21 protein-coding genes are annotated in these 26,668 nt (G+C 64.0%); 8 read left to right on the plus strand and 13 right to left on the minus strand.

Annotated features, from left to right (window positions below; all coding sequences use genetic code 11):
- Window positions 1-66: 66 nt before the first annotated feature.
- The 9 genes from IEX32_RS10645 to IEX32_RS10685 form a co-directional block, all read right to left on the minus strand.
- Window positions 67-1,392, minus strand: a complete 1,326-nt coding sequence (locus tag IEX32_RS10645; RefSeq protein ID WP_308421040.1) for an MFS transporter — start codon at window positions 1,390-1,392, stop codon at window positions 67-69.
- Between the two features lie 4 nt (window positions 1,393-1,396).
- Entirely contained in the window at window positions 1,397-2,347 is a 951-nt protein-coding gene (locus IEX32_RS10650; protein WP_188771265.1) for an SMP-30/gluconolactonase/LRE family protein, read from the minus strand.
- A 20-nt stretch (window positions 2,348-2,367) separates the two neighbouring features.
- Complete coding sequence (locus IEX32_RS10655; protein ID WP_188771267.1) at window positions 2,368-3,246, minus strand: NAD(P)-dependent oxidoreductase; 879 nt, start codon at window positions 3,244-3,246, stop codon at window positions 2,368-2,370.
- Window positions 3,247-3,274: 28 nt separating this feature from the next.
- Window positions 3,275-4,468, minus strand: coding sequence for a CaiB/BaiF CoA transferase family protein (locus IEX32_RS10660; RefSeq protein WP_188771269.1), 1,194 nt, complete (start codon window positions 4,466-4,468; stop codon window positions 3,275-3,277).
- 4 nt (window positions 4,469-4,472) lie between these two features.
- A complete protein-coding gene (locus IEX32_RS10665) occupies window positions 4,473-5,645 on the minus strand; it encodes a CoA transferase (protein ID WP_188771271.1) in 1,173 nt (390 codons plus the stop codon).
- Between the two features lie 11 nt (window positions 5,646-5,656).
- Window positions 5,657-6,865, minus strand: coding sequence for an FAS1-like dehydratase domain-containing protein (locus tag IEX32_RS10670; protein WP_188771272.1), 1,209 nt, complete (start codon window positions 6,863-6,865; stop codon window positions 5,657-5,659).
- A gap of 157 nt (window positions 6,866-7,022) precedes the next feature.
- Window positions 7,023-7,604 carry a cysteine hydrolase family protein gene (locus IEX32_RS10675; RefSeq protein WP_188771274.1) on the minus strand — a complete coding sequence of 194 codons (582 nt, stop codon included), beginning with the start codon at window positions 7,602-7,604 and terminating at the stop codon, window positions 7,023-7,025.
- A 6-nt stretch (window positions 7,605-7,610) separates the two neighbouring features.
- Window positions 7,611-8,291, minus strand: coding sequence for a GntR family transcriptional regulator (locus tag IEX32_RS10680; protein ID WP_229736313.1), 681 nt, complete (start codon window positions 8,289-8,291; stop codon window positions 7,611-7,613).
- A 10-nt stretch (window positions 8,292-8,301) separates the two neighbouring features.
- On the minus strand, window positions 8,302-9,528 hold the full coding sequence (locus IEX32_RS10685; RefSeq protein ID WP_188771278.1) for a CaiB/BaiF CoA transferase family protein: 1,227 nt from the start codon (window positions 9,526-9,528) through the stop codon (window positions 8,302-8,304).
- A gap of 415 nt (window positions 9,529-9,943) precedes the next feature.
- On the opposite strand from IEX32_RS10685, the gene IEX32_RS10690 reads away from it, so the two are divergent.
- Window positions 9,944-10,675 carry an enoyl-CoA hydratase/isomerase family protein gene (locus IEX32_RS10690; RefSeq protein ID WP_188771280.1) on the plus strand — a complete coding sequence of 244 codons (732 nt, stop codon included), beginning with the start codon at window positions 9,944-9,946 and terminating at the stop codon, window positions 10,673-10,675.
- 39 nt (window positions 10,676-10,714) lie between these two features.
- Here IEX32_RS10690 and IEX32_RS10695 read toward each other — a convergent pair whose 3' ends face one another.
- Together IEX32_RS10695 and IEX32_RS10700 are read right to left on the minus strand one after the other, a co-directional pair.
- The gene (locus tag IEX32_RS10695) at window positions 10,715-11,767 is read right to left on the minus strand and encodes an aldo/keto reductase (RefSeq protein WP_188771282.1); all 1,053 of its coding nucleotides are present in this window, start codon (window positions 11,765-11,767) and stop codon (window positions 10,715-10,717) included.
- A 172-nt stretch (window positions 11,768-11,939) separates the two neighbouring features.
- Window positions 11,940-12,767 (minus strand): IclR family transcriptional regulator, encoded by an 828-nt coding sequence (locus IEX32_RS10700; RefSeq protein WP_188771284.1) that lies wholly within the window; start codon window positions 12,765-12,767, stop codon window positions 11,940-11,942.
- Between the two features lie 167 nt (window positions 12,768-12,934).
- On the opposite strand from IEX32_RS10700, the gene IEX32_RS10705 reads away from it, so the two are divergent.
- From IEX32_RS10705 to IEX32_RS10715, 3 genes are read left to right on the plus strand one after another with little or no spacing between them, the layout of a single operon-like run.
- Window positions 12,935-13,270 carry a hypothetical protein gene (locus IEX32_RS10705; RefSeq protein WP_188771286.1) on the plus strand — a complete coding sequence of 112 codons (336 nt, stop codon included), beginning with the start codon at window positions 12,935-12,937 and terminating at the stop codon, window positions 13,268-13,270.
- Window positions 13,267-14,457 carry a CaiB/BaiF CoA transferase family protein gene (locus tag IEX32_RS10710; RefSeq protein WP_188771288.1) on the plus strand — a complete coding sequence of 397 codons (1,191 nt, stop codon included), beginning with the start codon at window positions 13,267-13,269 and terminating at the stop codon, window positions 14,455-14,457. The genes IEX32_RS10705 and IEX32_RS10710 overlap by 4 nt, the downstream gene beginning before the upstream one ends.
- Window positions 14,454-15,677: a CaiB/BaiF CoA transferase family protein gene (locus tag IEX32_RS10715; protein WP_229736314.1), complete on the plus strand. Its 1,224-nt coding sequence runs from the start codon at window positions 14,454-14,456 to the stop codon at window positions 15,675-15,677. Before IEX32_RS10710 ends, IEX32_RS10715 begins: the two co-directional genes overlap by 4 nt.
- Before the next feature lie 73 nt (window positions 15,678-15,750).
- Here the strand turns inward: IEX32_RS10715 and IEX32_RS20670 are convergent, their stop codons facing one another.
- On the minus strand, window positions 15,751-15,897 hold the full coding sequence (locus IEX32_RS20670) for a helix-turn-helix domain-containing protein (protein WP_229736315.1): 147 nt from the start codon (window positions 15,895-15,897) through the stop codon (window positions 15,751-15,753).
- A 50-nt stretch (window positions 15,898-15,947) separates the two neighbouring features.
- A complete protein-coding gene (locus IEX32_RS10720; protein WP_268236735.1) occupies window positions 15,948-17,492 on the minus strand; it encodes a tryptophan halogenase family protein in 1,545 nt (514 codons plus the stop codon).
- A 228-nt stretch (window positions 17,493-17,720) separates the two neighbouring features.
- Between IEX32_RS10720 and IEX32_RS10725 the strand changes: the two genes are divergently transcribed.
- The 4 genes from IEX32_RS10725 (at window position 17,721) to IEX32_RS10740 (ending at window position 26,533) form a co-directional block, all read left to right on the plus strand.
- A complete protein-coding gene (locus IEX32_RS10725; RefSeq protein ID WP_229736316.1) occupies window positions 17,721-21,038 on the plus strand; it encodes a TonB-dependent receptor in 3,318 nt (1,105 codons plus the stop codon).
- Between the two features lie 160 nt (window positions 21,039-21,198).
- The gene (locus IEX32_RS10730; protein WP_188771292.1) at window positions 21,199-22,161 is read left to right on the plus strand and encodes an ROK family protein; all 963 of its coding nucleotides are present in this window, start codon (window positions 21,199-21,201) and stop codon (window positions 22,159-22,161) included.
- Window positions 22,162-22,358: 197 nt separating this feature from the next.
- Complete coding sequence (locus tag IEX32_RS10735; RefSeq protein ID WP_229736317.1) at window positions 22,359-24,575, plus strand: beta propeller repeat protein; 2,217 nt, start codon at window positions 22,359-22,361, stop codon at window positions 24,573-24,575.
- Window positions 24,576-24,616: 41 nt separating this feature from the next.
- Entirely contained in the window at window positions 24,617-26,533 is a 1,917-nt protein-coding gene (locus IEX32_RS10740; RefSeq protein WP_229736318.1) for a sialate O-acetylesterase, read from the plus strand.
- Window positions 26,534-26,668 lie beyond the last annotated feature (135 nt).

The following is a 26,668-nucleotide window of genomic DNA, read 5'->3' on the forward strand; positions in this document are numbered from 1 at the left end:
CCCCACGCCGGGCCTTTCGTGTGAGCGGCAAGCGACGGGGAGCCTGGTATCGGTATTGGAGTCCGCTTACGCTGTCCGTTCTCGTCGCATGCCGGCGGCGGCGCGGCGGCGGCCGAGGATGGCTCCGGCAAGCGTGGCCAGCCCGGCGGTAAGCAGCAGGACGCTCGTGGCCTGCGACGATCCCTGCACCACCAGAAGCTGGGCGATGAAGGGTACGAACGCACCGCCGAGAATCCCGCCCAGATTGAAGGCAAGCGACACGCCGGTATAGCGTGTGCGAACCGGAAACAGCGTTGCCAGCCAGCTTCCCAGCGGGCCGTTGTTGAAGCCCAGCACCAGCATCGCGGTGCAGAGCGTCACGCCCGCCACCATCAAGGAGCCCGAACGCAGGCCGGTTTCGAAGAACAGGCCGAGCACAATCGTCGCTGCCGCACCGCCGGCCAGCACGAAACGCGGGCCGATGCGATCGGCGAACACCCCGGCGAGCAGGATGCCCAGGACGTAGAAGCAGTTGGCGATCAACTGCACGGTCAGGAATTCCTCGCGTCCATAGCCCATCTGATCGACCGCGAATGCCAGCGCGAAGGAGGTCGCCAGATAGAACACCGCAAAAGTCGAGACCACGCCGGCGGCTCCGGCGAGAACCTGGAGGCCGTGGCGCCCGACGATCTCGAAAAACGGCACGCGTACGACGTCTTGCTTGTCGAGCGCGGTCTGGAACTGCGGCGTTTCCTCGATCTTCAGGCGGATCCAGAGGCCGAGTATGACGAGGACCGCGCTGGCGAGAAAGGGAATGCGCCAGCCCCAGCTCATGAACTGGGCATCGTCGAGCAGGAAACCGAGCAGCAGGAAAACGCCGGTCGCCGCGAAGAAGCCGATCGGGGAGCCGAGTTGCATGATCGCGACGAAGCGTCCTTCCCACCCGGCGGGCGCGTGCTCTGCCGTGAGCAGCGCGGCGCCGCCCCATTCGCCGCCGAGGCCGAAGCCTTGCCCGAAGCGCATCAGGCACAGCAGGGCGGGTGCGATCCAGCCCGCCATCGCATAAGTGGGCAGCAGCGCGATGGCGAAGGTCGAAAGGCCCATCATCAACAGCGAGACGACCAGCGTGGATTTGCGTCCCACCCGGTCGCCGAAGTGGCCGAAGGCAATGGCGCCGATTGGCCGCGCGAAGAAGGCGAGGCCAAAGCTGGCGAAGGCAAGCAGCGTCTGCGCCGCGGGGGAGGAGGCAGGGAAGAACAGCGGTCCGAACACCAGGGCCGCTGCCGTTCCGTAGATGAAGAAGTCGTAGAACTCGACCGCCGTACCCATCAACGCGGCCACGAGCACCCGCCGCTTTGCCCACATCGGGCCTGGGCCGGTTTCCTCGAGCGCGAGAGCGGGGCTGTCGGTCACGATGTCAGATCCGCTGGTGCAGCAGCGGCAAGCCGGGCCGCGGCCAGTCCACGGCGACGAGCAGGCCGCTGCCGGATACGGTGACATAGGCGGTCTTCATGTCCGGCCCGCCAAAACAGATGTTGGTGCAGTAGGGCTCCGGGCCTTCCCAGTATTCGAGCTTTTCGCCTTCCGGGGAAAAGACGGTGATGCCGCCCGTGACCAGCGTTGCCACGCAGATGTTGCCATTTTCCTCCAGCGCCATGGAATCGAAGCGCTGGTATCCCGTGGCCTGTCCCACCAGTCTGCCGCCGTTCGGGGACGGCCAGGCCACTTTGCCGAGTTCGCCGCGCCCGGTGATCGGCCAGTGCCACAGCCGCCCGGTCTCGGTCTCCGAAACGTAGAGTGTCTTCTCGTCAGGCGAGAGGCCGCAGCCGTTCGGCGTGAGCATCGGGAAGGCGGCCTGCCTGATCCACGATCCGTCCGCCGCCGCGTGATAGACCGCGCCGCAGTCCATTACCCGGCCATAGGTCTTGCCGTGATCGGTGAACCACATGTCGCCATCGGCATCGAAGACGATGTCGTTGGGGCCCATGATCGGATTGCCGTCGCATTGCGTGTAGAGCGTGGTGACTTCGCCGGTGTCGAGATCGACGCGCTGGATCGAACCGCCGGTGTAGTCCACGGCGCGGCCGTGCGGGCGGCGAAAGTCCTTCACCCCGAAGATGTCCTCGCTGAGCCAGTTGAAGCCGCCGTTGTTGCAGACGTAGCACGCGCCGTCCGGGCCGATTGCCGCGCCATTGGGTCCGCCGCCCAGGTCGGCGACGACTTCGCGGGCGCCGTCCGGCTGTACGCGGATCAACCGCCCGCCCTTGATCTCCACCACCAGCACCGATCCATCGGCCATGGCGATAGGGCCCTCGGGAAATTCCAGCCCGTCGGTGACGACCCGGTATTCCAGCTTGCGTGTCTGCATCGACCCTCTCCCGATTGCAGCTATTTGCGGTCGACCACTTCGATGATGGCCGGAAAGTATTTCTCACCGATCCCCGCATCGATTGCTGCCTGGTAGTACTCGGCTGCGAGGCGCGGCAGGCGCGGCTCCACGCCCATCTGCTCGGCCAGTTCGATCGTATAGCCCAGATCCTTGAGCACGTAAGGGGAGGGGAACGCTTTCTCCGGAAACTGGCGCGGCGCCATCGCCTTCTTCGCGTGTGTCTGCAACGCGAAGGAATTGCCCGATCCCAGGCCCACGGCCTCGATCAGCTTCTCGGGCGTCACACCCGCGCGCTCTGCGACGACCATCATCTCCGCGATCGCGGCCACCTGTTCGAACAGCAGGGTGTTGTTGATGAGCTTGACCACCTGTCCGCAGCCGACATCGCCGCAATGGGTGACATCCGAGCCCATGTAGCGCAGCAGCGGTTCGATTCGCGCGAAGAGCGCATCGGGCGCGCCGACCATGATCGAGAGCGTTCCGTCGATCGCCGCCTGCCGGGTGCGCGCGACCGGGGCATCCGCAAAGGCCATGGCGTGCTTCGCGAGCATCGCGGCGACGTCGCGGGCATCGGCAACGCTGGTGGTCGACAGATCGATCACGACCGTGCCGGGCGACGCATGCGCGGCAATCGTCTCGCAGACCGCCCTGACCTGCTTGCCGCCGGGCAACGAGAGGAAGATGACTCTGGCATTGCCGGCCACGTCCTCGACCGAGGTAGCCGCGACCGCGCCGCCCGCCACCTGCGCGGCAAGCGCATCCGGGTTCATGTCAAAGGCATGGAGCGGGGCGCCGTGCTTCCTGACAGCATTGGCGCACATTCCGCTGCCCATGACGCCGAGCCCGATGAAACCGAGCGCTGGTGCATTCTCATTCATGGCGTTGGCTTTTCCCTGGCCTGCTGGTTCAATATATGACTTCGGCGTCTTCCAGACGCTTGCGCTCCGCCTCGCTCATGCCGAGCAGTTCGCCATAGACGAAATCTTCGTGCTCTCCGAGCTTGGGTGTGCCGCTGTGAATGCCGATCTCCGGCCCCTTCGACAGGCGCATCGGCACACCCACGGCAGCGCGCGGCGTGCCGTCCGGTTCGGCGACCTCGATGATCGCGCCGCGTTCCTTGAGGTGCGGATCGGCTGCCAGCTCCGGCGTGGTCCATGAGGCATGGGCGCCTATCCCGGCAGACTGAAGCGCCGCCGCCGCCTCGTTCGCTTCCTGGGTTCGCGTCCAGTCAGAAACGATCGCGTCCAACGCTTCGGTGTTGGCCCGGCGCGAAGCGGCATCGGTAAACCGGGCGTCGCCGTTCAGTTCAGGCTTTCCCATCAGCCTGGCAAGCGTCGCCCATTCGGCGTCGCTGCCGACCGCGAGCGCCAGCCAGCGGTCTTCGCCCCTCGCGGGATAGACGCCGTGCGGCGCCATGGATGCGTGGGCGTTGCCCATACGGCGCGGCGAGCCTCCCGCCGCTGCAAGCAACAGCATGTCCCCTACCAGCGAGGCGGCAACCTCGCGCGCGGCGACGTCGACGTGGCTGCCTTGTCCGGATGCGCGGCGGTGATGCAGCGCAGCCATCACGGCGGCTGCGGCGTTCATGCCGACGGTGTGATCCATGACATGACGGATCTCGACGGGAGGACCGTCTTCATATCCAGTCAGCTCGCCGAGCCCGCCCCAGGCGCCGAACAGCGGGGCATAGCCGGCGAAGTGCGAATCCGGGCCGCTCTGTCCCGACGAGGAAACGGACAGCATGACGATATCGTCTTTCACCGCCTTCAGCGCCCCGTAGCTCAGACCGAGCCTGTCCATCACACCGGGCCTGAAACTCTCGGCGGCAATATCGCTGACACCGACAATGCGCTTCGCAAGGGCTATCCCCTCCGCCTTCTTGAGGTTTATGCGCACCGACAACTTGGTCGAGGCGACCTGATCGAACGTCGCAGGGCCCATGCGGCCATAGACCGGGTGCGGCTTGCGGAAGGCGTCGGGCCGCATGGCGCTCTCGATCTTGATGACCTCGGCGCCAAGCTGAGAGAGCAGGTGCGTGCAGAACGGGCCGGCATTGTGCACGGTGAAATCGGCAATGCGGATGCCGGAAAGCGGTTTCATTGGCTCAACCCTCCGCCGCGGCGGTTTCCTGCGCTGCGTTCAGCGCCGGTGGTCCGCCACGCAGCGTCAGCGGTGCCTCGTTAAAGTGGAATGGCGAGACAAGCGCATCGACCAGGCCGACACCGTCGACATTGATAGGCTGGAACAGGCCGCGATGGCGCTCCTGCGGGTCGCGCAGGATCTCGGCAGGCGTCTTGTAGCGGGCCAGCGGTACGCCCAGCTTCTGGCCGGCATCGACGATGTCGTCGACCTTTCGGGCCGAGGCCCACTCGCGGATGTGCCGGTTGATCTCCGGGCCACGCCGACTGCGTTCGAGGCTGTCGGCAAGGGCAGGATCGAGCGCCCAGTCGGGTCTCCCGAGCAGTTCGACAAGGCCATCCCACTGGCGCTGTTCGAGGGTCAGCATCTCAAGGTATCCGTCGGCGCAGGGGATCACGCCGCCATAGCGGAAGCTGCGCTCGACGCGATGCTCGATCGATCCGTCGCCGAGGCGCTGGATCGCGAAGGCGCCGACGGCGAGGTTGGCGTCCTGGCAGGAGATGTCCACGTATTGCCCGCCGCATTCGGGCCGCGCCCAGAGCGCCGACAAGGCACCCAGCGCAGCGGCGATCCCGCCCTGCATCTCGCCGAAGTGGCCTCCGATCTTGAGCGGCGCGCGGTCCGGAAACATCTCGACGGCAAGGCCATTGGGCAGCAGGTTACCTTCGCCGCCCGCATGCTGGACCACCACGTCCTCGCCTTTCCAGCTAGCCTTGGGCCCATGGGCGCCGAAAGGCAGCACCGAGACGTGGACGAGGTTCGGGAATCGTTCGGTCAGGCTCGCCTTGTCGATGCCCAGCCTTTCCCTCGCGGAAATCGGCGTGTCGTCGATGAACACGTCGGCGCCGTTCAGGCAGCCGGCGAGCCGGGCTTGTCCTTCGGGCGCGGCGAGGTCGATCACGGCGCTCTCCATCCCGGCAGCAAGATAGGTAAAGAGGGCGCTTTCCTCGCTCTCCTCACCCTTTGCGCCGGGCAGGAAGGGAGGCTGCCGCCGTAACGCCGTGCCGCCCGCCGGCTCGATGAGCAGGACCTGTCCGCCCATCGTCCCCAGCATTCGCGCGGCGTAGGCCGCCGCCACGCCCGATGCGTGGACGACGACCTTCAGTCCGGTCAGCGGCACGTCAGCCTCCCGTGTCATCGCCGCTGTCCTCAGCGCACGACCGGCAGTTCGAGGTCGCAGTCACGACCGTCGAAGAACACCTTGTGCTCGGGGTTCAGCGAGGGCAGCAGCACCGTGGCAAGGCCCGGCGTGGTCAGTTCGCCGCGCTGGTTCTCGCCGCGGATCTCGATGTCGACGAGGGCATGGCCGTCCTTGACGTACTTGCGCGTGACCTTGCCGCGCGCCCAGGTGCAGTCGCCCATGATGTTGAAGCCGCGCATCTGGGTGCGAACGCGCTTGAGGAACGCGGCATCGCCCATCCAGTTGGTGACGAGGCTGGCCATCCACGACGAGCGCTGCGGGCCGTAGTCATAGACGCCGGGGACGCCCACTTCCTTGGCGGTCGATTCGCGGTGGTGGCCGATGCCGGTGTATTCGATGCCGCCGCCCGCTTCAGGGTTGCGGAAGAAGTGGCCGGGGTGCTTGACCGCGTTCTTGAAGATCACGCCGTGGGTGTGGCCGCGTCCCGAACCGACGAGGAAGCCCATCGTGTCCATGAGGCTCAGCGGACCGCGCACGATCTCGGGCAGTTCCTCGCCTTCCTGCACTTCATCCCAGTAGCGCACGTTGCCGCTGCGCATGTTCTTTTCCTCGTTGAGGATGGCATCGTCGATCTTCGCGAAATCCTCGGCCGAGTATTCGTGGGTCTTGATCTCGGAATACTTGCCGGCATCGCGCGCGGCCTTGCGCTCGTGACGGGTGCAGGTGCCCAGCGCGCGGGCGACAAGGTCGCCGTTCTGGTTGGCATAGCTCGCCTCGACGTACTGGATCACCAGCGTGCCGGAGAACTTCGATTCCTTCACGTCGATGCCGACCACGCGCTCGATCGCGGTGATGCGGTCGCCCGGGCGGATGTGGCGGAACAGCTCCCAGTCGTTGCCGGCGTAGAAGCCGTGGACGCCCGGCAGGCCCCAGCGCGTGCGACCGACCCAGCCGAACGCCATCGGGAAGTTCGGGTGCGCGACGATCGAGCCGTAACGCGACAGGCGGCCGTGCTCTTCATCGCGGTACAGGGGGTTGAGATCGCCGATGCCGTTGCACCAGTTGCGCATGGTGTCGGCGGTCGCGTCCTGCAGGTACGGCCCTTCGGGGCGCAGCTGCATGCCGATCATGTTTTCGGCGGCCTTGATCGCCTCCGGGGTGATCTTGCCTTCGGCCGGCGCAGCACCGACGTCCTTGTCCTTCGTCTCGACAGTCATTGATTGGCTCCTTGTATCGGCGCTCGATCGGGGACGTGCCCTTCGCCGGATTTCGTGTTCGATGGATAATGCATTATTTTGAGAGAGGCGAAGAGTCCACCCCTGACCGGTGTGAACCGGCATGCGGTATCGCCTCGGTGATGTCAGGTAAGCGCGGTCAGGCCGCCCAGTCGAATTCCGTGCTTGCCACGATTTGCCCGTAACGGCCCATGCAGGCGATTGCGTGCATGTGTTCGTCGGGCGTGACGCCGGCGCAGCAGTCCTCAAGGACCACGACTTCGTAGTCGCGGTCGTGGGCTTCGCGCGCACCGGAATGGACGACGCCGTTGGTGGAGACGCCGCACATGACGATGCGTTCCACCTTGTTGGCGCGCAGGATCGCTTCGAGCGACGTGGCATAGAAGGGGCTGACGCGGTGCTTCACGATGTCGAAGTCCTGAGGCTGCGGCGCGATCGAGGCGTGGACTTCGGTGCCCCAGGTGCCGAGCTGGAATATCCCGTTCTTGCGCGCGCCCGAGAAGATTGGGGAGGCCTCGGGGGCCTCGCGATAATCGCTCGAAAAGCCCACGCGCACGTAACCGACCAGCGCGGCGGCGGCGCGCGCGGCGGAGATGGCGTCGCCGGTGTTTTCCAGCACGCCGCGCTCCCTTACCTGCACGCCGTAGGTCTGGGCGTTGAAGCCGTCCTCGGCGACGAGGTCGTTCATCATGTCCATGACGAGGAAGAGAGTCTTCTTCATGGCGGGTCAGTTCTCCCTGGGGGTGGGCCCGCCGCGCGCGGATGCCGCATCCAGCGCGACGGAGCGGCGCAGTTCGTCGTATCCCGCTTCGATATGCCGGCGGGTGGCGAGCATGGCGGCCGCGCTGTCGCCCGCAATCAGGGCAGCCAGCATCTCGTCGTGCTCGTCGGCGGCGCGGCTGACGCGGCCCGAGAGGCGGTTGATGAGGTCGAAGGGATAGCGCGCCCAGAGGATCTGCACGAAATGCAGGGTCTGCGGCATCGCGGCAATCTCGAACAGGCGGTGGTGAAAGCGGTAGTTCGCCGCGCGCGTCGCCTCGTTGTCGCCCGCGTCGAACGCGCCGGCGAACTCGCCGGCCAGCACTTTCAGTTCGGCGATGTCCTCTCCGGTCACCCGCTCGACCGCGCCCTTGACGAGCTGGGTTTCGAGCAGGATGCGCAGCGATTGCACTTCGCTCGATGCCTCGATGTCGAACGGGGCGACGGTGGCGCCGCGATAGCTGTCGCCCAGCACATAGCCTTCCGCGGCGAGCAGCTTCAGCGCCTCGCGCACCGGCGTGATGCTGGTGTTGAGCATTGTCGCGATTTCCTGCTGCTTGAGCCGGGCGCCGCGCGGATAACGGCCGGAAATGATGCCTTCGCGCAGGAAATCGGCGACTTGCTCTTCTTTCGTGCGAAACTGCATCATCGGTTCGTCATCATTCCTTTTGTCGCACCGGAGCCCAGGCGAAATCGCCCGGTTGATAGGCCCTGGCGGCCCCCGATGACAACAAGGTATCGACGTCCCCGTCCGAATAGCCGAGTTCCGCCAGAAGCTGATGCGTGTGCTCGCCGATTTCGGGCGGCGGAAGGTTCTCCGCTACCGCCTTCTGCCCCGGAAATTCCGGTACCTCGAAATGCAGTCCGCGAAAGTCCAGTTCGCGCAGCTTGCCTGGCTGGCGGGCCTGGGGGACGTCCAGCACGCGTTCGAGTGGCATGACTTCGTTGAAGCCCAGCCCCGCATCGCGCAGGCGGCGCTCCACCTCTTCGAAATCGAACTTGCCGACCGCGGCGCGCACGGCGGCCTCCACAGTGTCGCGCGCCTTCTTGCGGTCGCGCAGCTTGGCATATTCGGGGTTGCCGTCTTCCGGCATGTCGAGCGCCCTGGTCAGCTTCGCCCAGTGCGCGTCGGTGAGGATCAGCAGATAGACCCAGCGCTCGTCCGACGTGAGATAGGAGCCGTAACCCGGCATGGAGAACTCTCCGCCGCCTTCCTTCTCGAGACGGCCGAGGAGCTGCGTCTTGAGCTGCATGCCGGCAAGATCGCGCGCGGCGAGGTGCAGGCCGGTTTCGTAGAGACCGATCTCGATGCGGCGCGATTCGGGGCTCGTATGCGGATCGAGCATCGTCGAAAGCACACGGATCACGGCATAAGTGCCTGCGAACTGGTCGTGATAGGACGGACCGAAGCGGGTAGGGCGCCCGTCCACACGGTGGTCGTCCATGGCTCCGGTCGCGGCTTCGGCGATCGGGTTGGTCATCAGGTCGTCGGCCTGGGGGCCGTGCGTATAGCCCTTGATGTGGACGTGCACGATGTCCGGGTTTGCAGCCATGCAGTCGTCGGCGGTTACGCCCAGCTTGCGCGCGGCGGCGGGGGCAAGGTTGTGGATCACGACGTCTGCCGTGGCCGCCAGCTTGCGGAACACGTCCTTGCCGCCCTCGGTGGTCAGGTCGAGGCAGATCGCCTGCTTGGAATGGCTGTAAGCCACGATCGTCCCCGAAGGCCCGCCGCGTACCAGCGAACGGGTCGTGTCGCCCGCCGGCGGCTCGATCTTGATGACCTCGGCGCCCAGTTGGGAAAGAATATGCGTGGCAAATGGTGCCGCGATCATCGTGCCGAGTTCGAGTACACGTCGACCGGCAAGGGGCTTATTCAATTGATTCATGGCGCGGCACCTTAACGATAGTGCATTATGCATCAAGAGTGAATTTGACGATGTTGCCCGATCTCCGGTCGAGCCGTCGGGTGATGCGCGGTATCCAAAGCGGTATCCGTAGCTTGTCGCCGAGGCCGCGCTTCGTGGGGAGCCGAGAAACCCGACCTCCGCAGGATCCGCTCATGTTTCAAGCAAAACCCGGACGCGTCCGTTCCGTCGCAGGTCATGATCCGGGTATGCCTTGATCCTCGCACGGAATTCCTTTCACGGGCTGGGCTGGAAGGATCATTCATATATCGAAATATCCATCGCGCTGGTTGAATTGTCGGCGCGACCGGACTAGGGTCCGCGCCGTAGGCGGCAACGGTGCCAGCCGCTTTCCGGCAGGTGCAATAGCGTGGCAGCGCGCAGGGAGGATTGCTCTATGGACGGCGAAAACGTCATTTGTGAGATTGACGATGGCGTGCATGTCCTCAGTCTCAATCGTCCCGAAAAGCTCAATGCCCTCAATTTTGCGATGTTCCGCCAGCTCGACCGGCATCTGAACGAAAGTCTCGATAGCGCGGCTTGCGTGCTGTTGCGCGCAAACGGGCGCAGCTTCTGCGCCGGGCACGACCTGGATGATCTCGCCGCCAACGAATCCTATGAAGCGGAGCGCTTCGCCAATGCAGTCGTGGAAAAGATTGCCACGCTGCCGGTGCCGGTTGTCGCCGCGGTGCAGGGGCACTGCATGACCGGCGGCCTGGAACTGGTGCTTGCCGCCGATGTCATCATCGCGGCTGAAGGCGCGCACTTCGCCGATACCCACAGCAAGTGGGATCTCGTCCCGATCTGGGGTCTTACGCAGCGCCTGCCCCGGCGGATCGGCGCCTACAAGGCAAAGGAGCTCATGTTCACCGGCCGCAAGTGCGACGGAGCAGAGGCCGAACGGATCGGGCTTGCGAACCTGTGTGTGCCCGACAACGAACTGGACGCTTGTGCCCGCGAGTTTTGCGCGGGCATTCTCAAGAACAGTGCCCGATCAAACCGGGCGATCAAGAAGCTGCTGCTGGATACGGACGGCATGCCGTTGAAACAGGGGCTGGCCTGGGAACTGCACCGCAGCGAGGGGCACGGACCCGAATTCCTTGAACGACTGGCTACCATGCGCAAGTGAGCCGATGCCGGCAGGACGCTCCGCATCCCACCGACCGTTTCAGCGCTTCTCAATCGTCACGTTGCCGAATGCCGCGGCGTTGGTCGGCGCTGCGAGCATTTCGTGCGGAAAGCCCAGCGGCACGGCGCTCACCGCATCCAGGCGCTCAATCTGATCGGCGGTGAATTCGACGCCCAGGGCGCCAAGGTTGTCTTCCAGTTGCGCCGGTGTACGCGCACCGAGCACGGGAGAGACGATCGCGCGGTCGCGAAGTGTCCATGCGAGGGCAACTTGCGGTGAAGTCCGGCCCAGTTCTGTCGCGACCTCAGCGACCACACGCGCGATGGTCAGGCTTCGGTCTGAAAGCCGGCCAGTGAGGACGTTGATCGCCTTGCGCGAGGTTATGGGGCCGGCATCGCCGGCAAGGTCGGCATCGGTGTATTTGCCCGACAGCACCCCGCCGCCAAGGGGCGACCAGGGGCAGACACCGAGGCCGATTTCATGCGCCATGGGGATCAGTTCGCGCTCGACGGTGCGCTCAATGAGCGAGTAGGATACCTGCAGCGCGCAGAACTGGCTCCATCCGCGCAATTCGGCCATCATCTGCATGCGCGCGATCTGCCACGCGGGCGTGTCTGAAATGCCGATGTAGAGAATTTTGCCGGCACGCACCAGATCGTCGAAGGCTCGCAGGATCTCGTCTGCCGGGGTGCGGAAGTCCCACATGTGCAGGTAGTAGAGGTCGATATAGTCGGTACCGAGCCGTCGCAGGCTGTCTTCCACGGAGCGGACCATGTTGCGGCGGTGATTGCCGCTGGCATTGGGATTGCCCGGCTGCATCGTCAGTGAATACTTGGTCGAAATCACCACCTGGTCGCGCCGGTCCCGCAGCAACTTGCCGAGCAGCGTCTCCGACCCTCCCATGCCGCCGTAGTAATTGGCCGTGTCGATGAAGTTCCCGCCTTTGTCGAGGTAGGTATCGACCATCTGGGCGGCTTCTTCGTCGCTGCTGCCCCAGCCATCGGCGGCGAAGGTCATGGTTCCCAGGGCCAGTGGCGAAACGCGCAGGCCGGAGCGCCCGAGCAGCCGATAGTTATCCAGTTGCATCGCCATCATTTTCCTCTTGTGCTTCTCCGGCCGGGGTCGTCCGCTTCCCCCTATCTGCCGTTGCATCGCCACAGCGAACATCATGCCGAAAGGTGGGCAAATCCTGAGATCTCTCTCGATAGAACGCGAAATTTCGTTGCCACGCCGCAGTTCCGGCACGAGCCTGGGAGGTAGGCGTTTAACGAACGCTCCATAGCAGCGGTGTTGCCTTCTCGCTCGCCTTTTTCACGGCTTCTCCAAGCCGTTTCAACCCGGCCGTATCGAGGTGACCTTTGAAAGTCGTGGCTGCAATGCAATGCGTGATGGAGCCTTCCCGACTGATCAGGGGCGTGGCCACGGATGTAATGCCTTGCAGGAAGTCCCCGTCATCGACTGCATAGCCTGCGACAGCCGCGCGGCGAACTTCGCCGAGATAGCGGCTGAGGGGCGGGGCCGAGGCCCATTTGAGAGACGCGATTGTCTTGTCGATCTCTGCCTCTCCCATACCCGCGCGGGCGATGAAGCAGCGTCCCATCGCGCCGATATACATCGGCAGACGGTTTCCCGGCGTAAAGCGGATGCGGGCGAAGCTCTCGCTTTCGGCAGTACCGAGCAGGATCAGGCGATCTTCCTGCTTGCGCCATAATCCGCAGGTCACCCCATGCTCACGCGCCAGCCGTTCGAGGATAGGGCGTGTGCGCTGGAAACCGGCGTCCGGGTCAAGCGCCGAAACCGCCAGGTCGATAACGCCCACGCCAAGCGAATAGGTCTTCGTTTCCTTGTCGAAACGGACGAATTCCTCAGACGCGAGGGTCTTCAGGATGTTGAAGCATGAACTCGGGTTGATGCCGACCTGGCGCGCAATTGCATTTACCCCCTCCGGCAATTGCGTTTGAGCCAGGTGGCGCAATATGCCGATTGCCTTTACGACAGAATTCACTTTTGTCCCGGACTTGTCAGCGGTGGTTTCCTGTTCCTGCATCGCTGGACCGTTCTTCAGATGATTTGCTGCGGCGAGCGACGCCACGTGGCGTGCCCGGTGCATCAAGGCAAGTATATTCACAGCAATCCCACCGTTCAGGCTTTGAGTCAATTCTAATATATGAATGAAGATTTTTATAATTGAATGCCCTGGTCGCTCCGGTCTAGAATGTCTGAGATTGAGTCTCCGCCGGCGAGCGCGTTGGGATCGTGATGGCCGACTTTGGGTGCGGGTTCGACTTTGTCGTGGTTGGAAGCGATGCGGACAAGTCAGTTCTCATTCTCGAGAAAATTGACAAGCTCGGTGGCAGCACGGCGCGGTCGGGTGGCGCAATAGCGATCAGCGAGGGATTGGAGGCCGCTTCAGTGGAGACGCCTGTGCGGCGGCGTGCGTACGTGGAAAATGGCGCGCCTATGGTCGATCCCCACGCTGAGTGGGGGACACCGCTTACGCGCTGGCTGGATTACTATGACGAGAGGCTCGGTGGATCGCTTGTGGGCCAGAACGCCTTGGCGAACGATGATACAGTGGAGGCCGTAGAGAGATGACGAGTACGAACCCGTCGGCATTGGCCGGCCTGCGCATCGTGGAACTGGCAGAGGGCGTCGCAGGCGAATTCTGCGGCAAGCTGCTTTCGGACTTCGGCGCTGAGGTCATCAAGATTGAGCGACCCTGCGGGAGCCCGGTTCGGCGCTTGTCGCCCTTCGGGCGCGGCGAAGCGCCGGAAAACAGTGCGCTGTTCGCGTATGCAAATACAAGCAAACGGTCGGTCGTACTCGATCTGGAGACGGAGGCCGGGCGTTCGGTTCTGGAGAAGCTTCTGCTTCGGGCCGATGCGGTGGTGGACGATCACGAGCCGGGCTGGCTGGCGCGGTATGGGATTGACCCTGCGGGTATCCCGGAGAGCCATCCCGGCCTCGTTCTTTGCTCGATCACGCCGTTCGGACAGGACGCTGGTGAAACGCAGCGCCATGCCGAAGACCTGAATGTCTTTCATGCCAGCGGGTGGGGCTATCACACGCCCAGCGGGAATGCGCGAGGGCGAACGCCGCTCAAGGGCGCTGGCCGATTCCTTGCGTCCTACGAGGCGGCCTTCGACGCGGCGCTGTGCATGACGGCCGCGCTTATGGACCGCGAAGCCGGCGGCCCCGGGCGCTTCATCGACGTTTCGGCGCACCGTGTCCTCTACTCGCGGCTCGACTACGTGCTCGGCCAAATGATCATTGGCGACATGGATGTAAGCGAGGCGCATACCGCGTTGGACCTGGGCGGCCCTGCCGCTGTCCTTCCGTGCCGCGACGGCTTCGTCTACGTCTGGCTGTCCGATGAAACGATGTGGTGCGAATTGCGGCGGATGATCGGTGATGCCCCGTGGATGGACGAGGATTTTCCTCCCAACTGGCTGCAGCTCGCCTGCACGACTGATCGTGTGAATCGCACTCGCCGGCACCTCAGCGAATGGCTGGCGACGCAGGACAAGCACGCTGTGTCGGAGGAAGCCCAGAAGCGCGGCGTCATGATTGTCCCGGTCAACAATCCCGAGGATCTGATGGCCTCTCCGCAGTACAGGTTCCGCGAGTATTTCCATCGCCTTGAGCATCCGGTGCTCGGAGAGGCTTTGTATCCCACGGTACCGTATCGTATGTCGGCCACGCCGCCGATGCCATCGCAGCCCGCTCCGTTGCTGGGCGGCGATACTCAGGCCGTGGTTTCGGAACTGGGAGGCCAGGCATGACGACGACGATGCCCGCGCAGACCATGCGCGCGCGCGGTGGCCCGCTGCAGGGGGTGCGCGTTGTGGAACTGACCAAGGTCTGGGCGGGGCCTTACACCGGCAAACTGCTGGCTTTTCTCGGTGCCGAAGTGATCCGCGTCGAAAGCCGCAGCGCGCTGGATTCCTCGCGTTGGTTCAGTGAGGATATCGACAACGCTCCGGGGTATCAGGCCGTTAACCCCCAGAAGCTGAGCGTTCAGCTTGATACCCGCACGCCCGAAGGACGAGAGTTGATGCTCAAGCTTCTCGCCTCGGCCGATGTCTTTATCGAGAACCTGCGTCCGGGAGCAATCAAGCGCGCGGGGCTTGGATACGAAGAGGTTCGCAAGGTCAATCCGGGGTTGGTCTACGTATCCATCGGCATGTACGGCAATGACGGGCCGCTCGCGTATCAGAGCGGATATGCGCCATGTTTCGCGGCATTGGGCGGTGTCAGCGCAATGGTCGGTTACGAGGGAGAGACGCCCCAGGGGATGAACATCCGGTATGGCGACTCGACGACGGGCACTTGCGCCGCATTCGCAGCCGTGACCGCGCTTCGTCACAAGCGCAGGACGGGCGAGGGCCAGTTTATCGATGTGTCCGCCGTGGAAGCGCTCAGCACCATGATCGGTGACACGATCATGGCACATGCGGTCAATGGCAGCGCCACGCCATGCGATGGGAACCGTCACGCGGAGATGGCCCCGCACGGAGCTTACCCCAGCCGGAACGGCGAATGGATCAGCATTGCGGTGAACTCCGACCAAGCGTGGAAGAGCCTTGCCCGCCTCATCGGCGGCGATGCGCTTGTCGGCGATTCTCGCTTCGCGGACCTGCCTTCACGCCAGCGCAACCTGGGCGAGCTGGAGCGGATCGTGGAAGAATGGACCCGATCCCGGGATGCCTCGGAACTTGTGACGTCTCTTCAGTCCGAAGGCATCGCAGCCGCAAAGAGTCTGAACACGATCGACCTGGTGGCCGATCCGGACCTGTGGGGCAGCGGCTATTTTCATTCCGTGCTCGACGTCAAGGGCGAACAACGGCCGATCATGGGGCCATCCTGGTACATGACCGAGCCTGCCAGACTGATGCGGGGATCGCCGCGTCTGGGCGAGGACAACGACTATGTGCTGGGCGATATCCTGGGAATCAGTCCTTCGGAACGCGCGCGGCTGGCAGCAGACGGCGTAACCGTCTGAATATCGCGGACATGTGTGCGCCGGTGCGCCATGGCCGCCGGCGGGCATGACCGGGACGAGGCGCAAAGACGCCTCAGTTCACGCGGCAGGCCCTTTGTCCCTCGCGGAACTGTTGAGGTGTAATGTCGGTCCAGCGCTTGAACGCACGGCCGAAGCTCGACTGTTCGGCGTAGCCGAGCATTGCCGCACGGTGCTTCCACGCCCGGCACTTCGCCGGCAACCGCCGCCTCCATGACGTTGTTTCCGGGCCTGAGCGACCCGGTTGGCTTCTCACGGTGCGGGGGCGGAAGCAAACAGCGGGTCGCTTTCCGCCCAGGCGCCGGCCTTTCGGAGAAACTCCTCCTGGCCAGGCAGGATTTCGGCTGCCGTGGCATAGTCCTGCCGCATCTGCGCCAGCGCCTGCGCCACTTTCGTTTCATCGAGCGAATCCGCCAGCGTGTCATAGCCGCGCGGCAGCATGTTCTGCCCGAGCATGACCGCAACCCAGCTTGGCGTGTTGAAGAGCTCGGCATTCTCGCGGAAGATGCGCCCGCGAGTCATGAACAGTTCGATGCGCTTCGCCAGCGTTTCGGGGATATCCATGGCCCCCATCGCGCGCCAGAATTCGGTGTCGGTGCGCTGCGTTGCCTTGTAGTGCAGGATGATGAAATCGCGCACGTCTTCGTAGGCTTCGCGCATGCCCCGGTTATATTCGTCGCGTTCGAGCGGGTTGAAACTGCGGTCCGGGAACAGTGCGAAAAGGCGGGCGATGCCGTTCTGGACGAGATGGATACTGGTTGATTTCAGCGGTTCCAGAAAACCAGAGGCCAGACCGGGCGCCACGACGTTGAAATTCCAAGCCTGCTTGCGCCGCCCGGTGGTGAAACGAAGCAGGCGCGGTTCGGAAAGGGGCTCGCTTTCAAGATTGTCGAGCAGCACTTGCCGGGCCGCGTCGGCATCGGTGTAGCGGCTGGCGAAAACGTGGCCATTGCCGGTGCGGTGCTGCAGCGGGATGCGCCACTGCCAGCCCGCTCCGTGCGCGGTGGAACGGGTGTACGGCTCAGGGGACGCGACATTGGCGGTAGGGACGGCCCATGCGCCATCCATCGGCAGCCAGTGGCTCCAGTCTTCATAGCCGGTCTGCAGGGTCCTTTCGATCAGCAATCCTCCGAAGCCGGAGCAATCGATGAACAGTTCGCCTTCAATGCGCATGCCGCCTTCGAGTTCGACGGATCCGACGAAGCCGTCTTCACCGCGCCGGTGCACATGCACGATCCGCCCTTCCTGCCGCCGCACGCCGTGGTTCTCGGCATAGGCGCGCAAGTAGCGTGCATAGAGCGACGCATCGAAATGAAAGGCATAGCGCAGGCTGCGCAGGGCAGGGCGGGCCGATGGCGAGGGGCGTGCGAAACGGCCTTGCAAGGCGGCCGTTGCCGCCATCGAGTAAGCGGAGATCGGCCCGGAGGCGGCACCGCGCGCAAGCTCGCGGAGCCAGAGCTGATGGAAACTGATGCCCTGAAGATCAGTGCCGAACTCGCCAAAAGGGTGGAAGTAGTGATCGCCTTGCCGCCCCCAGTTCACGAATTCGATTCCCAGCTTGAAGGTCCCCTGTGTGGCGCGCAGGAACTCGTTCTCGCCAAGCCCAAGCATCGCGTTGAAATTCAAAATCGGGGGAATCGTCGCTTCACCGACACCGACCGTGCCGATCTGTTCCGATTCGACCAGGACGATCGATCGCTCTCCATTGTTGAGGAATCGGGAGAACGCGGCCGCCGCCATCCATCCCGCAGTGCCGCCGCCAACGATTACGATGCGCTTTAACTCCTTGATTCTCAAAAGGCCCGTCCCCCTGTAGCGATCCTGCAACACTTGTTCTTACGATGCTTTTTGCCGCGGGAATGCGGTCTTGCCAATCGCGCGGCATTCAATTAACAAAAAATAGTTTCGTTAATGTCGCGACCTCGAGCGGTGAGGCGCATTTTGAAAAAGGGGGAGTTTGTGGGGGCTCAGGGGCTTTGCGCTGATTCGCGTGCCATCGTTTCGCGTCGTGGCCTTAGGACAGGCGTGTCCACTTTTGCAGTCTGTGCGTTGATGACCGCCGGTCCCGCCTGGGCGCAGGATGCCGCCAGCGACGCGGGCGCCGGTGCTGATACGGCATCGGTGGAAGCGGTCGACGCGATCGTCGTGACCGGCATTCGCGCAAGCCTGGCGAATGCCCAGGCGATCAAGAAGAATTCGGATACCGTGGTCGACGCTATTACCGCGTCGGATATCGGCGCTCTGCCCGATCGCTCCGTGACCGAGGCGCTGCAGCGCGTTCCGGGCGTCTCGATCAATCGCTTTGCCAGTGCGGGCGATCCCGACCATTTCTCGGTCGAAGGTTCGGGCGTCGTGGTTCGCGGGTTGAACTTCGTTCGCTCGGAATTCAACGGCCGCGATGCCTTTGCCGCCGGCGGCTATGGCCAGGGGATCGGCTTTGCCGACGTGCCTGCGGAACTGCTGGGCTCGGTTGAAGTCTACAAGAACGCTACTGCCGACATGATTGAAGGCGGCCTGGCGGGGACGGTCAACCTCAATACCCGCAAGCCCTTCGATAACAAGGGCTTCCACATGGGTATGGATATGCAGGCCAACTATGGCGACATGGCAAAGAAGTGGACGCCGACCGGTTCGATCCTGATCAGCGACACCTGGGAAACCGGCGCCGGCACCTTCGGCCTGCTCGCCGACGTTTCCTATTCGCGCATCCGCAGCCGTGCGGATGGTCTGCAGGTCACCAACTACCAGACCCGCGATGGCTCTTATACGCTGTCCGGTAATGGCAGCATCGTGTGTCGCAATCCGCTGCCCTCGGATTCGGATGACTTCGGCACACCATCGCCGGTCGCTTACGGTACGGGCGGCTTTGCGGCGAAACCGGGCGATGCATGCTATGAGGCTGCTGCTGCCGGCGCCGATGGCAATGCTGACTTCGCGAGCACGCGCTACGCGCCGCTTGGTGGGCAGTTTCGCAGGCAGAATTTCGACCGCAAGCGCGACGGTGTGGCATTGGCGGGGCAGTTCGAGACGGCTGATCGTGCGGCCGTATTCACCGCGCAGTACCTGCGTTCGCATTCGACGAATGCCTGGAAAGAGCACACGTTCGAATCCGGCTCTGACCTCTCTGAATACAATACCTATCCGGTTGGTTGTCAAACGAACCTCTCCGGTGCCGGCACTTCGACCCAGGCGAATTGCCCGGTCGGCGGCTTCACAAATTACACCTACGATGATGGGGGGCTATTCCAGAGCGGGTATATCACCAATCCCGGGGGGGCTTGGCGCGGCAGTCCGTTTGATTCGATTTGGGTGCCTTTGGGGGGAATGCAGCAGAACGTTGCAAGCCGGCAGGTCTTCGAAGAGGTCACCAATCAGGACTTCGGCCTGAACGGAAAGATCGACTTTGACGATCATTGGCACCTCGATCTGGATTTCGACTATACGAAGTCGGTCAGGAACAACACGGACATCAGCCTGATCGGCGGCCACTTCGCGGATGAAGAGCTTGACCTGACGGGAAGCCTGCCGGTCATTACGCCGCACAAGCCGAACGCGCTGTTCTATGATTGGGCTCAGCCGCTCAATCTCAATCCTGAACTGGCCGCGATGAGCGATGCCGAATACTTCCAGAGCCCGAATACGCAGTTCTGGCGCGCGGTGATGGACCATCACGAGCATTCGACCGGCAGCGAATACGCGGCTCGCGCGGATCTGAGCTACCAGTTTGACGAAGGCTCCTTCCTCAAAGAGATGAAGGTCGGTGCCCGTTACGCGGATCGCAGCCAGGTTGTCCGCTATGCCAGCTACAACTGGGGCATGCTGAGCGAGACCTGGTCTGGCGCCCATCCCATCTCGGTGGCAACGGTTGGCGGCGATTCCGTATCCTTCGACAGCTTTCCGAATTTCTTCCGCGGCCAGACTTCGGGACCGGCCGGCGGGTGGTACTACAACGGAGACATGATTTCCGACTATTCGGGTCTCGTCGATTTCGCCTCCAGGGTCCAGGCGGAGTCGCGAGCGGTAGGGGGCCAGCCTACGTGGACGTCGTCTTACGCGCGCCCGGGTGTCAACGCCGACGGGTTCCTGCCGTCCGAGATTCAGCCGGTAACCCAGCGCGACTTCAACGCCTACGTCATGACCCGTTTCGGATCCGATATCGGCACCGTGCGCATGTCGGGCAACATCGGTGTGCGTTATGTCCATACCAACGTGGTGTCGGACGGAAGCGTCAACGTTCCCACCGCGCAAGCACTGAACCTGGCGACGATCGAGGAAGACCAGCAGGTCTTGACTTCTTACTCGGATCGTTGCGGGCTTGAGGAAGTGAGAAGGCCGGATGGAAGCATTGTTCTGGTGAGGCAGGGCGGCGTCTGCACTCTTGATGAGGCAGCGTACAATGCCTTGCAGACGTGGGCCGGCACTGGTTCAGACCGCTTCGATCGTGCAAGAAATTCATATAGTTATCTGTTGCCGAGCCTGAACCTGAAGTTCGGGCTTACGAACGACCTGATCATACGCTTTGCGGCATCGAAGGTTCTGACCCGGCCGCAGAATGACTACATTCGCAACTTCCTGACAATTGGCCTTGCAGAGTCGGCGCTCTCGGCGACGGCAGGCAATCCCTATCTGAAGCCAGCCACTGCCTGGCAGTTCGACCTTACCGCCGAATGGTATTTCGCGCGCGTCGGTTCGCTGACATTTGACGTGTTCTACAAGGACGTGAAGAACTTCTTCTACCAGAACGTCCGGCGGGTTGACATCGAAAGCAACGGCGTAACGCAATCCGTCATCGTACGGGGGCCTGAAAACTATTCGGGTCACGGCAAGATCAAGGGGTTCGAAGTTGCCTATCAGCACACGTTCGATTTCCTGCCGGGGCTGCTCAGTGGCTTTGGCGTCAATGCCAACTACACCTACATTTCCAGCAAGGGGTTGCCCAACTCATTCCTCAACGGTTCCGGACTCGCTCAGGAATCGACGGTTCCGCCCGGCAATTTGCCGCTGGAGCAGCTTTCCAAGCACAATATCAACGTGGCCGCGTTCTATGAGAAGGGACCGATCTCGCTTCGGGCGGCCTACAACTGGCGCTCGCGGTTCCTGTTGACCGCGTCGGACGTGGTCTTCCCGCACTTCGCGATCTTCAACGAGCCGACCGGACAGCTTGATGCCTCGGCTTTCGTGAACATCACGAAGCAGATCAAGATCGGCGTTCAGGGCGTGAACCTGCTCAATGAAGTGACCAGGACGAGTCAGGCCTATACCGGCGATCCGGGCAAGTTGGCTCCGCGTTCCTACTTCATGAACGACCGCAGGTTCTCGTTCATTCTGCGCGGCAATTTCTGATCGCGCGGACATCACGTTCGGCAAGATCGGGGCGCCGTTTCCATTGTCGGAGACGGTGCCCTGGCCCTTGTCAGGCCGGGGGAAATGCAAGGGGCGAAATTTCACCTTGCCCCACAAACACCGTGGGTCACGACGCCCGGATCCACGCAAGGAGCAAACTGTGCCAGGCCCCCTTCGGATTGACGATGTGAACGGTGAGCTTCTTGGCGGCATCGAGGCTGGCGGCACGAAAATCGTCTGTGCTGTCGCCGATGCCCGAGGAGTGATCCTGGAGCATGTTCGCATTCCCACCGGCGACGATGCCGAAGCCACCATGATGGCGGTCATATCCTTCTTTCACGAAGCGCAGCGGCGTCGGGGGCGGTTGAGTGCGCTTGGCGTAGGCAGTTTCGGGCCGCTTTCACTCAACCCTGTGGCGGTCGATTTCGGTACGATCACAGCGACGAGCAAGCCCGGTTGGAGCGGGATGGACCTGTTGACTCCACTGCGCCAGTCGCTGGGTGTCCCGCTGGCGCTGGATACCGATGTCAACTGTGCAGCGATTGCTGAGATGCTGTTCGGCGCGGGCCGAGGGCTGGACAGTCTGTGCTACGTTACGATCGGTACCGGCGTCGGCGTCGGCGCGATCGTCAACGGTGTGCCCTTCGGCGGAAACAACCACCTGGAAGCCGGACACATGCTTTTACGCCGGGCGCGCTTGGACGTGGACTTTGCGGGCATTTGCCCGTTCCATGGCGATTGCGCCGAGGGCCTCGCCTCCGGCCACGCGATGCATGCGCGCTGGGGAAGGCCGGCCGAGGAACTGCCGGCGGATCACCCGGGGTGGGAAATCGAGGCTGAATATGTCGCCACGATATGCGCGAACCTGACATATTCGTTGCGGCCCGAGCGGATCGTCCTGGGCGGCGGGGTGATGGAATATCCCGGCATCGTTGAACGTGTGGCCCAGCGCTATCCCCAGGTCATCGCCGGTTATGACCGCGAAGCCTCGATGCGCGACGCGCGGAACTACATCACCCGGCCCGGCATGGGGAGCAGGGCGGGCATCTATGGCGCGCTTGTGAGTGCCCATCGCGCGGCACATGGGGCTTGGCCTACCGATTGGGTGATAAGTCGCGATTGAAGCGGACATTGCGGTCACGCAAAACGGAGCATGAATACACAAGGGTCGCGCCTGACGTCTGTGCACCAACGGGTGATCGCGATTAAAGGCGGGCAAAACGAGCGGTGGTCAAAGGACGCCATGCAGGAGCAGGAACTGTGCGGGGTAGCAATTTCCCTTGGAGAACGCAGCGGATTCTGGGGGCAGGAGCCGGGCTGTTGTTCGCCTTGGGCCTCGCATCTCCGGTGTCGCAGGCCGCTCTGGCCCAAGCCGCGGGCCAGGCTTCCGGATATGTCTGGCACAACGCCGTGATTGGCGGAGGTGGCTACGTGCCCGGCATTGTCATGAGCCAGGCCGAGCGCGGCCTTGCCTATGTCCGGACCGATATCGGCGGCGCCTATCGCTGGGACGTGCGGGCAGGGCGCTGGATCCCGCTGCAGGATGGCAATGCCGTGTCCAGCTATATGGGCGTGGAAAGCATCGCGGCCGATCCGCATGATCCGGACGTCGTCTATCTCGCGACCGGCATCTCGTCGGATCAACCGGCCGCGATCTGGCGTTCCGCAGATCGCGGCGCCCATTGGCGCGTCGTGCCGGTGCCTTTCGCGATGGGCGGGAACGAGCCTGGGCGCGGGCTGGGCGAGCGGCTCGCCATTGATCCCAACCGGACCTCCACACTGTTCTTCGGATCGCGCCACGACGGCCTGTGGCGCAGCGACGATTCGGGGGCGAACTGGCGAAAGGTTTCCCGTTTTCCCGTGCAGGGCCTGGGCCGGCCGGGGAGGGGCGAGACCCACGGAGGCATCGCTTTCGTTTTGCCCGATCCGGCCAGCGGCAGTCCCGGCAAGGGAGCGCGGCGGATCTGGGCCGGGCTTGCCGATCCGGGGGCAACGCATCTGTTTCTGTCGGAGGATGGCGGCGAAACCTGGCGCGGCGTGGCGGGCGCGCCATCGGGGCTGCTGGCGGTCAGGGGAGCGATTGACGCGGCAGGAACGCTGTACGTTGCTTATGCCGATGCGATCGGGCCCAACGGCATTTCGGCCGGGGCGCTCTGGCGCTTAGACAACCGCGCCGCGGGGCGCGACATCACGCCGCAAGGTTTGGGCAGTGGCGGCGTCATGGGGCTTTCGGTTGTGCCCGACCGGTCGGGCACGGTGGCGGTTGGCACGATCGATCGCTGGCGTCCGGGCGATACCGTGTGGTTTTCACGCGATGGCGGGGCGCACTGGGACGATCTGGACAAGCACAGCCGGCGGGATGTCAGCGCCACACCATTCCTCGCGGTTCCGGGCAATGAGGCCGACTTTGGCCACTGGATTAGCGCGCTGGCCTTCGATCCCTTCGATCCCGGCGTGCTGACCTATGCGACCGGTGCGACAATCTACCGCACCGATACCCTGGCATCGTCGGGCACGATTTCGTGGCGGCCCTGGACACAGGGGATAGAGGAGACGGTGGTCATCTCGCTCGCCAGTCCTACGGCGGGAGTGCCGGTGATTACCGGGCTGGGCGATATCTCGGGCTTCGTGCATGCCGAACTCGATCGTTCGCCGCAGCCGACGTTCTTCAATCCTGCGCTGGCCAACACCAACACGCTCGATTTCGCGGGGCAGCGGCCGGAAGTGCTGGTTCGCAGTGGCAGCCGTCTGCTGCATGGCGAGAATGCGACGATTGGCCTCTCGGTTGACGGCGGGCGGACGTGGCGGCCCCTCCGCGTTCCGGCGATCCGCACCCCCGATCAGGCAGTCGGACGACGCTATGATCTTGAAGGCGAAGCGGCGGCCGTCGTAGGCGCGGATGGCGAGACGGTAATCGCCTGCATTCCGGTTCCGCTGATTGCCCGCGACGGCGGCAAGACCTGGGCGCAGGCGCAGGGGCTCGACCTCGGAGCGCGTCCGGTGGCGGACAAGGTCGATCCCGAGCGTTTCTACTCCGTGGATTTCGAGGGCAATCGCATCCTGGCTTCCCGCGACGGCGCACGCACCTTTGCACCGGTTGCCGGCAAAGGGCTTCCGGACGGACTGGGCGGCGGAAGCATCTGGTGGCGCGAACAGCCCTACAAGCTCGTGGCTTCCAGTGTGGCGGCAGGGCACTTGTGGTTCCAGGTGGGCGAGACGCTCTATCACTCCACCGATGGCGGGGAGAGCTGGGCGCCGTCCGGCGGCGGACTGAAGGTCGAACTGTTCGGGCTTGGCCGCCCCGCACCGGGTCGCGATGTGGCGGCGGTGTACGCCACGGGCGAGCTTGACGGAGTCAGGGCGATCTGGCGATCACTCGACGGCGGCAGGAACTGGACGAGAATCAACAGCGACGATCAGCAGTGGGGCCTGCGTTTCCGCGTGATTTCCGGCGATCCCAAGCGGTTCGGCCGGGTCTATCTCGGCACCGACGGACGCGGGCTGCTCTACGGCGACCCGGTGATGGCGGGGCAATGAGAACGAGGGTGCGTTTTTATGGGACGCAGAAAGGAAATGCGATGCACGCCAGACTGGTAAAGGCCGTGCTGGTGGGCCTGTCCACAAGTTGTGCCGTGCCCGCACTGGCAGCGCCTTCGCTTGGCCCCATCTGGGGCGATCGTGCGGTGATCCAGCGCGACCGCCGGATCGTGATCGAAGGCAAGGCCGACGCGGGCGAGAACGTCACTGTGACGCTGGATGATGTCAGCGCGGCGGCAAAGGCGGACAAGGCAGGCCGTTTCTCCGTGCGGTTCCCCGCGCGCGAGGCCAGCGACCGGCCCCTTACGCTCACGGTTTCGGGCAAGGTCGGCGAGGCGGCCCGCTTCGAAAGGCTGGTGGTGGGCGATGTCTACCTGTGTTCAGGCCAGTCGAACATGGAGCATGCGGTGCGTAATGGGCTCGACGCCTGGAACCAGATTCATGCCGCGTACGATGATGGCCTGCGGATGGTGACCATTCCCAAGGCCGTCAGCGACCGCCCGCTCGATCACTTCGGGGGAGCGGTCGCCTGGCAGGCCACAACCCCGGAGACTTTGCCCCACTTTTCGGCCGTCTGCTATTACATGGCCAAGGATCTGCGCCGCCGCCTGGGCATTCCGATCGGCACGATCCATGCGAGCTGGGGCGGATCGGCCAGCCGGCCCTGGCTGACGGCGGAGGGTGGCCGGGCCCTCTATGGCGACGCCGAAATGGCCCTGCTTCACCGCTTCGCCATCGACCCCGTCGGAGCCGTCGCGCAGTTCGCACCGCGCTGGGAAGACTGGTATCGCAAGGAAAGCGGGGGCAAGCGCCCCTGGGCCGATCCCGACGGCATCGACTGGCTTGCCGTTCCCAGGATGTCGCCATGGAATCATTGGGCGGGCACCCCGCTCGAGACCAATCCCGTCGGCACGGTCTGGCTGCGGCGCACGGTTGAGCTCACCGCAGCGGAAGCCAGAGGCGAGACCACGCTCTCGCTGGGCAAGGTCGATGACCTGGACATGACCTGGGTCAACGGCCATCCGGTCGGCAACACTTATGGCCCGGATCAGGACCGGGACTACCGCATTCCCGCTGGCGTGTTGCAGCCGGGCAGGAACGAGGTGATCATCGCGGTATCGAGCGGCTGGGGCGACGGTGGCCTGGTTGGCGACATCGCACGCCTTGCGCTCACGGCAGGCAATGGCGACCGCGTGGCGCTGGAAAGCGGCTGGCGTTACAGCATCTCCCCGGTCAAGGCTTTTCCGCCGCGTTCGCCGTGGGACCGCCAGGCCGGCATCGGTGTGATGGCGAATGCGATGATCGCACCGATCGGTCACTATGCGCTCAAGGGCGTGGCCTGGTATCAGGGCGAAAGCGATGTCGGCAGGCTGGGCTATGTGCAGCGGCTCAAGGCGCTGTTCGCGGGCTGGCGGCGGCAGTTCGGCGGGGATACCCGGATGCTGGTCGTGCAGCTCGCCAACTTCGGGGCGCCGCAGCCGGCGCCGACCGCTTCGGCAATGGCGGAACTGCGCGAGGCGCAGCGCGAGGCCGTGGCGGCGGACAGCAACGCCGCGCTGGTTACCGCCATCGACATCGGCGAGCGTACCGACATCCACCCCGCCAACAAGCAGGAGGTCGGCCGCCGGCTTGCCGCCGCCGCCGTTGGCGAGCCCTTGCCACAACCCCGTTCCGCCGTGCGCGAAGACGGGGAGGTGCGTGTGACGTTCAGCGGCGTGCAGGGCACATTGGCGGCGTGGAGCGGGAATTCGCCGCTGGGCTTCGAACTCTGCGGCACAGAGCAATCGACCTGCCGCTTTGTTGCAGGAAAGGCAGAGGGCGACAGCGTGGTCCTGCCCGATGCGCAAGGCACGGCCACGCGCGTGCGCTACGCGTGGGCCAATAGTCCGGTGGTCAATCTGTACGATTCCCGTCCGCTCACGCCGCCGGCCTTCGAACTGCCGATCACGAGGAAGTAAAAAGGGAACAGGGGCGCCCACCGTGAAAGTGGACGCCCCTGCCGCGACCCGACGGTAGTTCCGTTGGGCTCTGTTATCTTGCGGTTTTCCCGCCCTGGAGCCGCCTCTTGGTTGTTAAGCGGCTCCAGGGTGCCA

This window comes from Novosphingobium endophyticum (assembly GCF_014640675.1).
Lineage (GTDB): Bacteria > Pseudomonadota > Alphaproteobacteria > Sphingomonadales > Sphingomonadaceae > Novosphingobium > Novosphingobium endophyticum.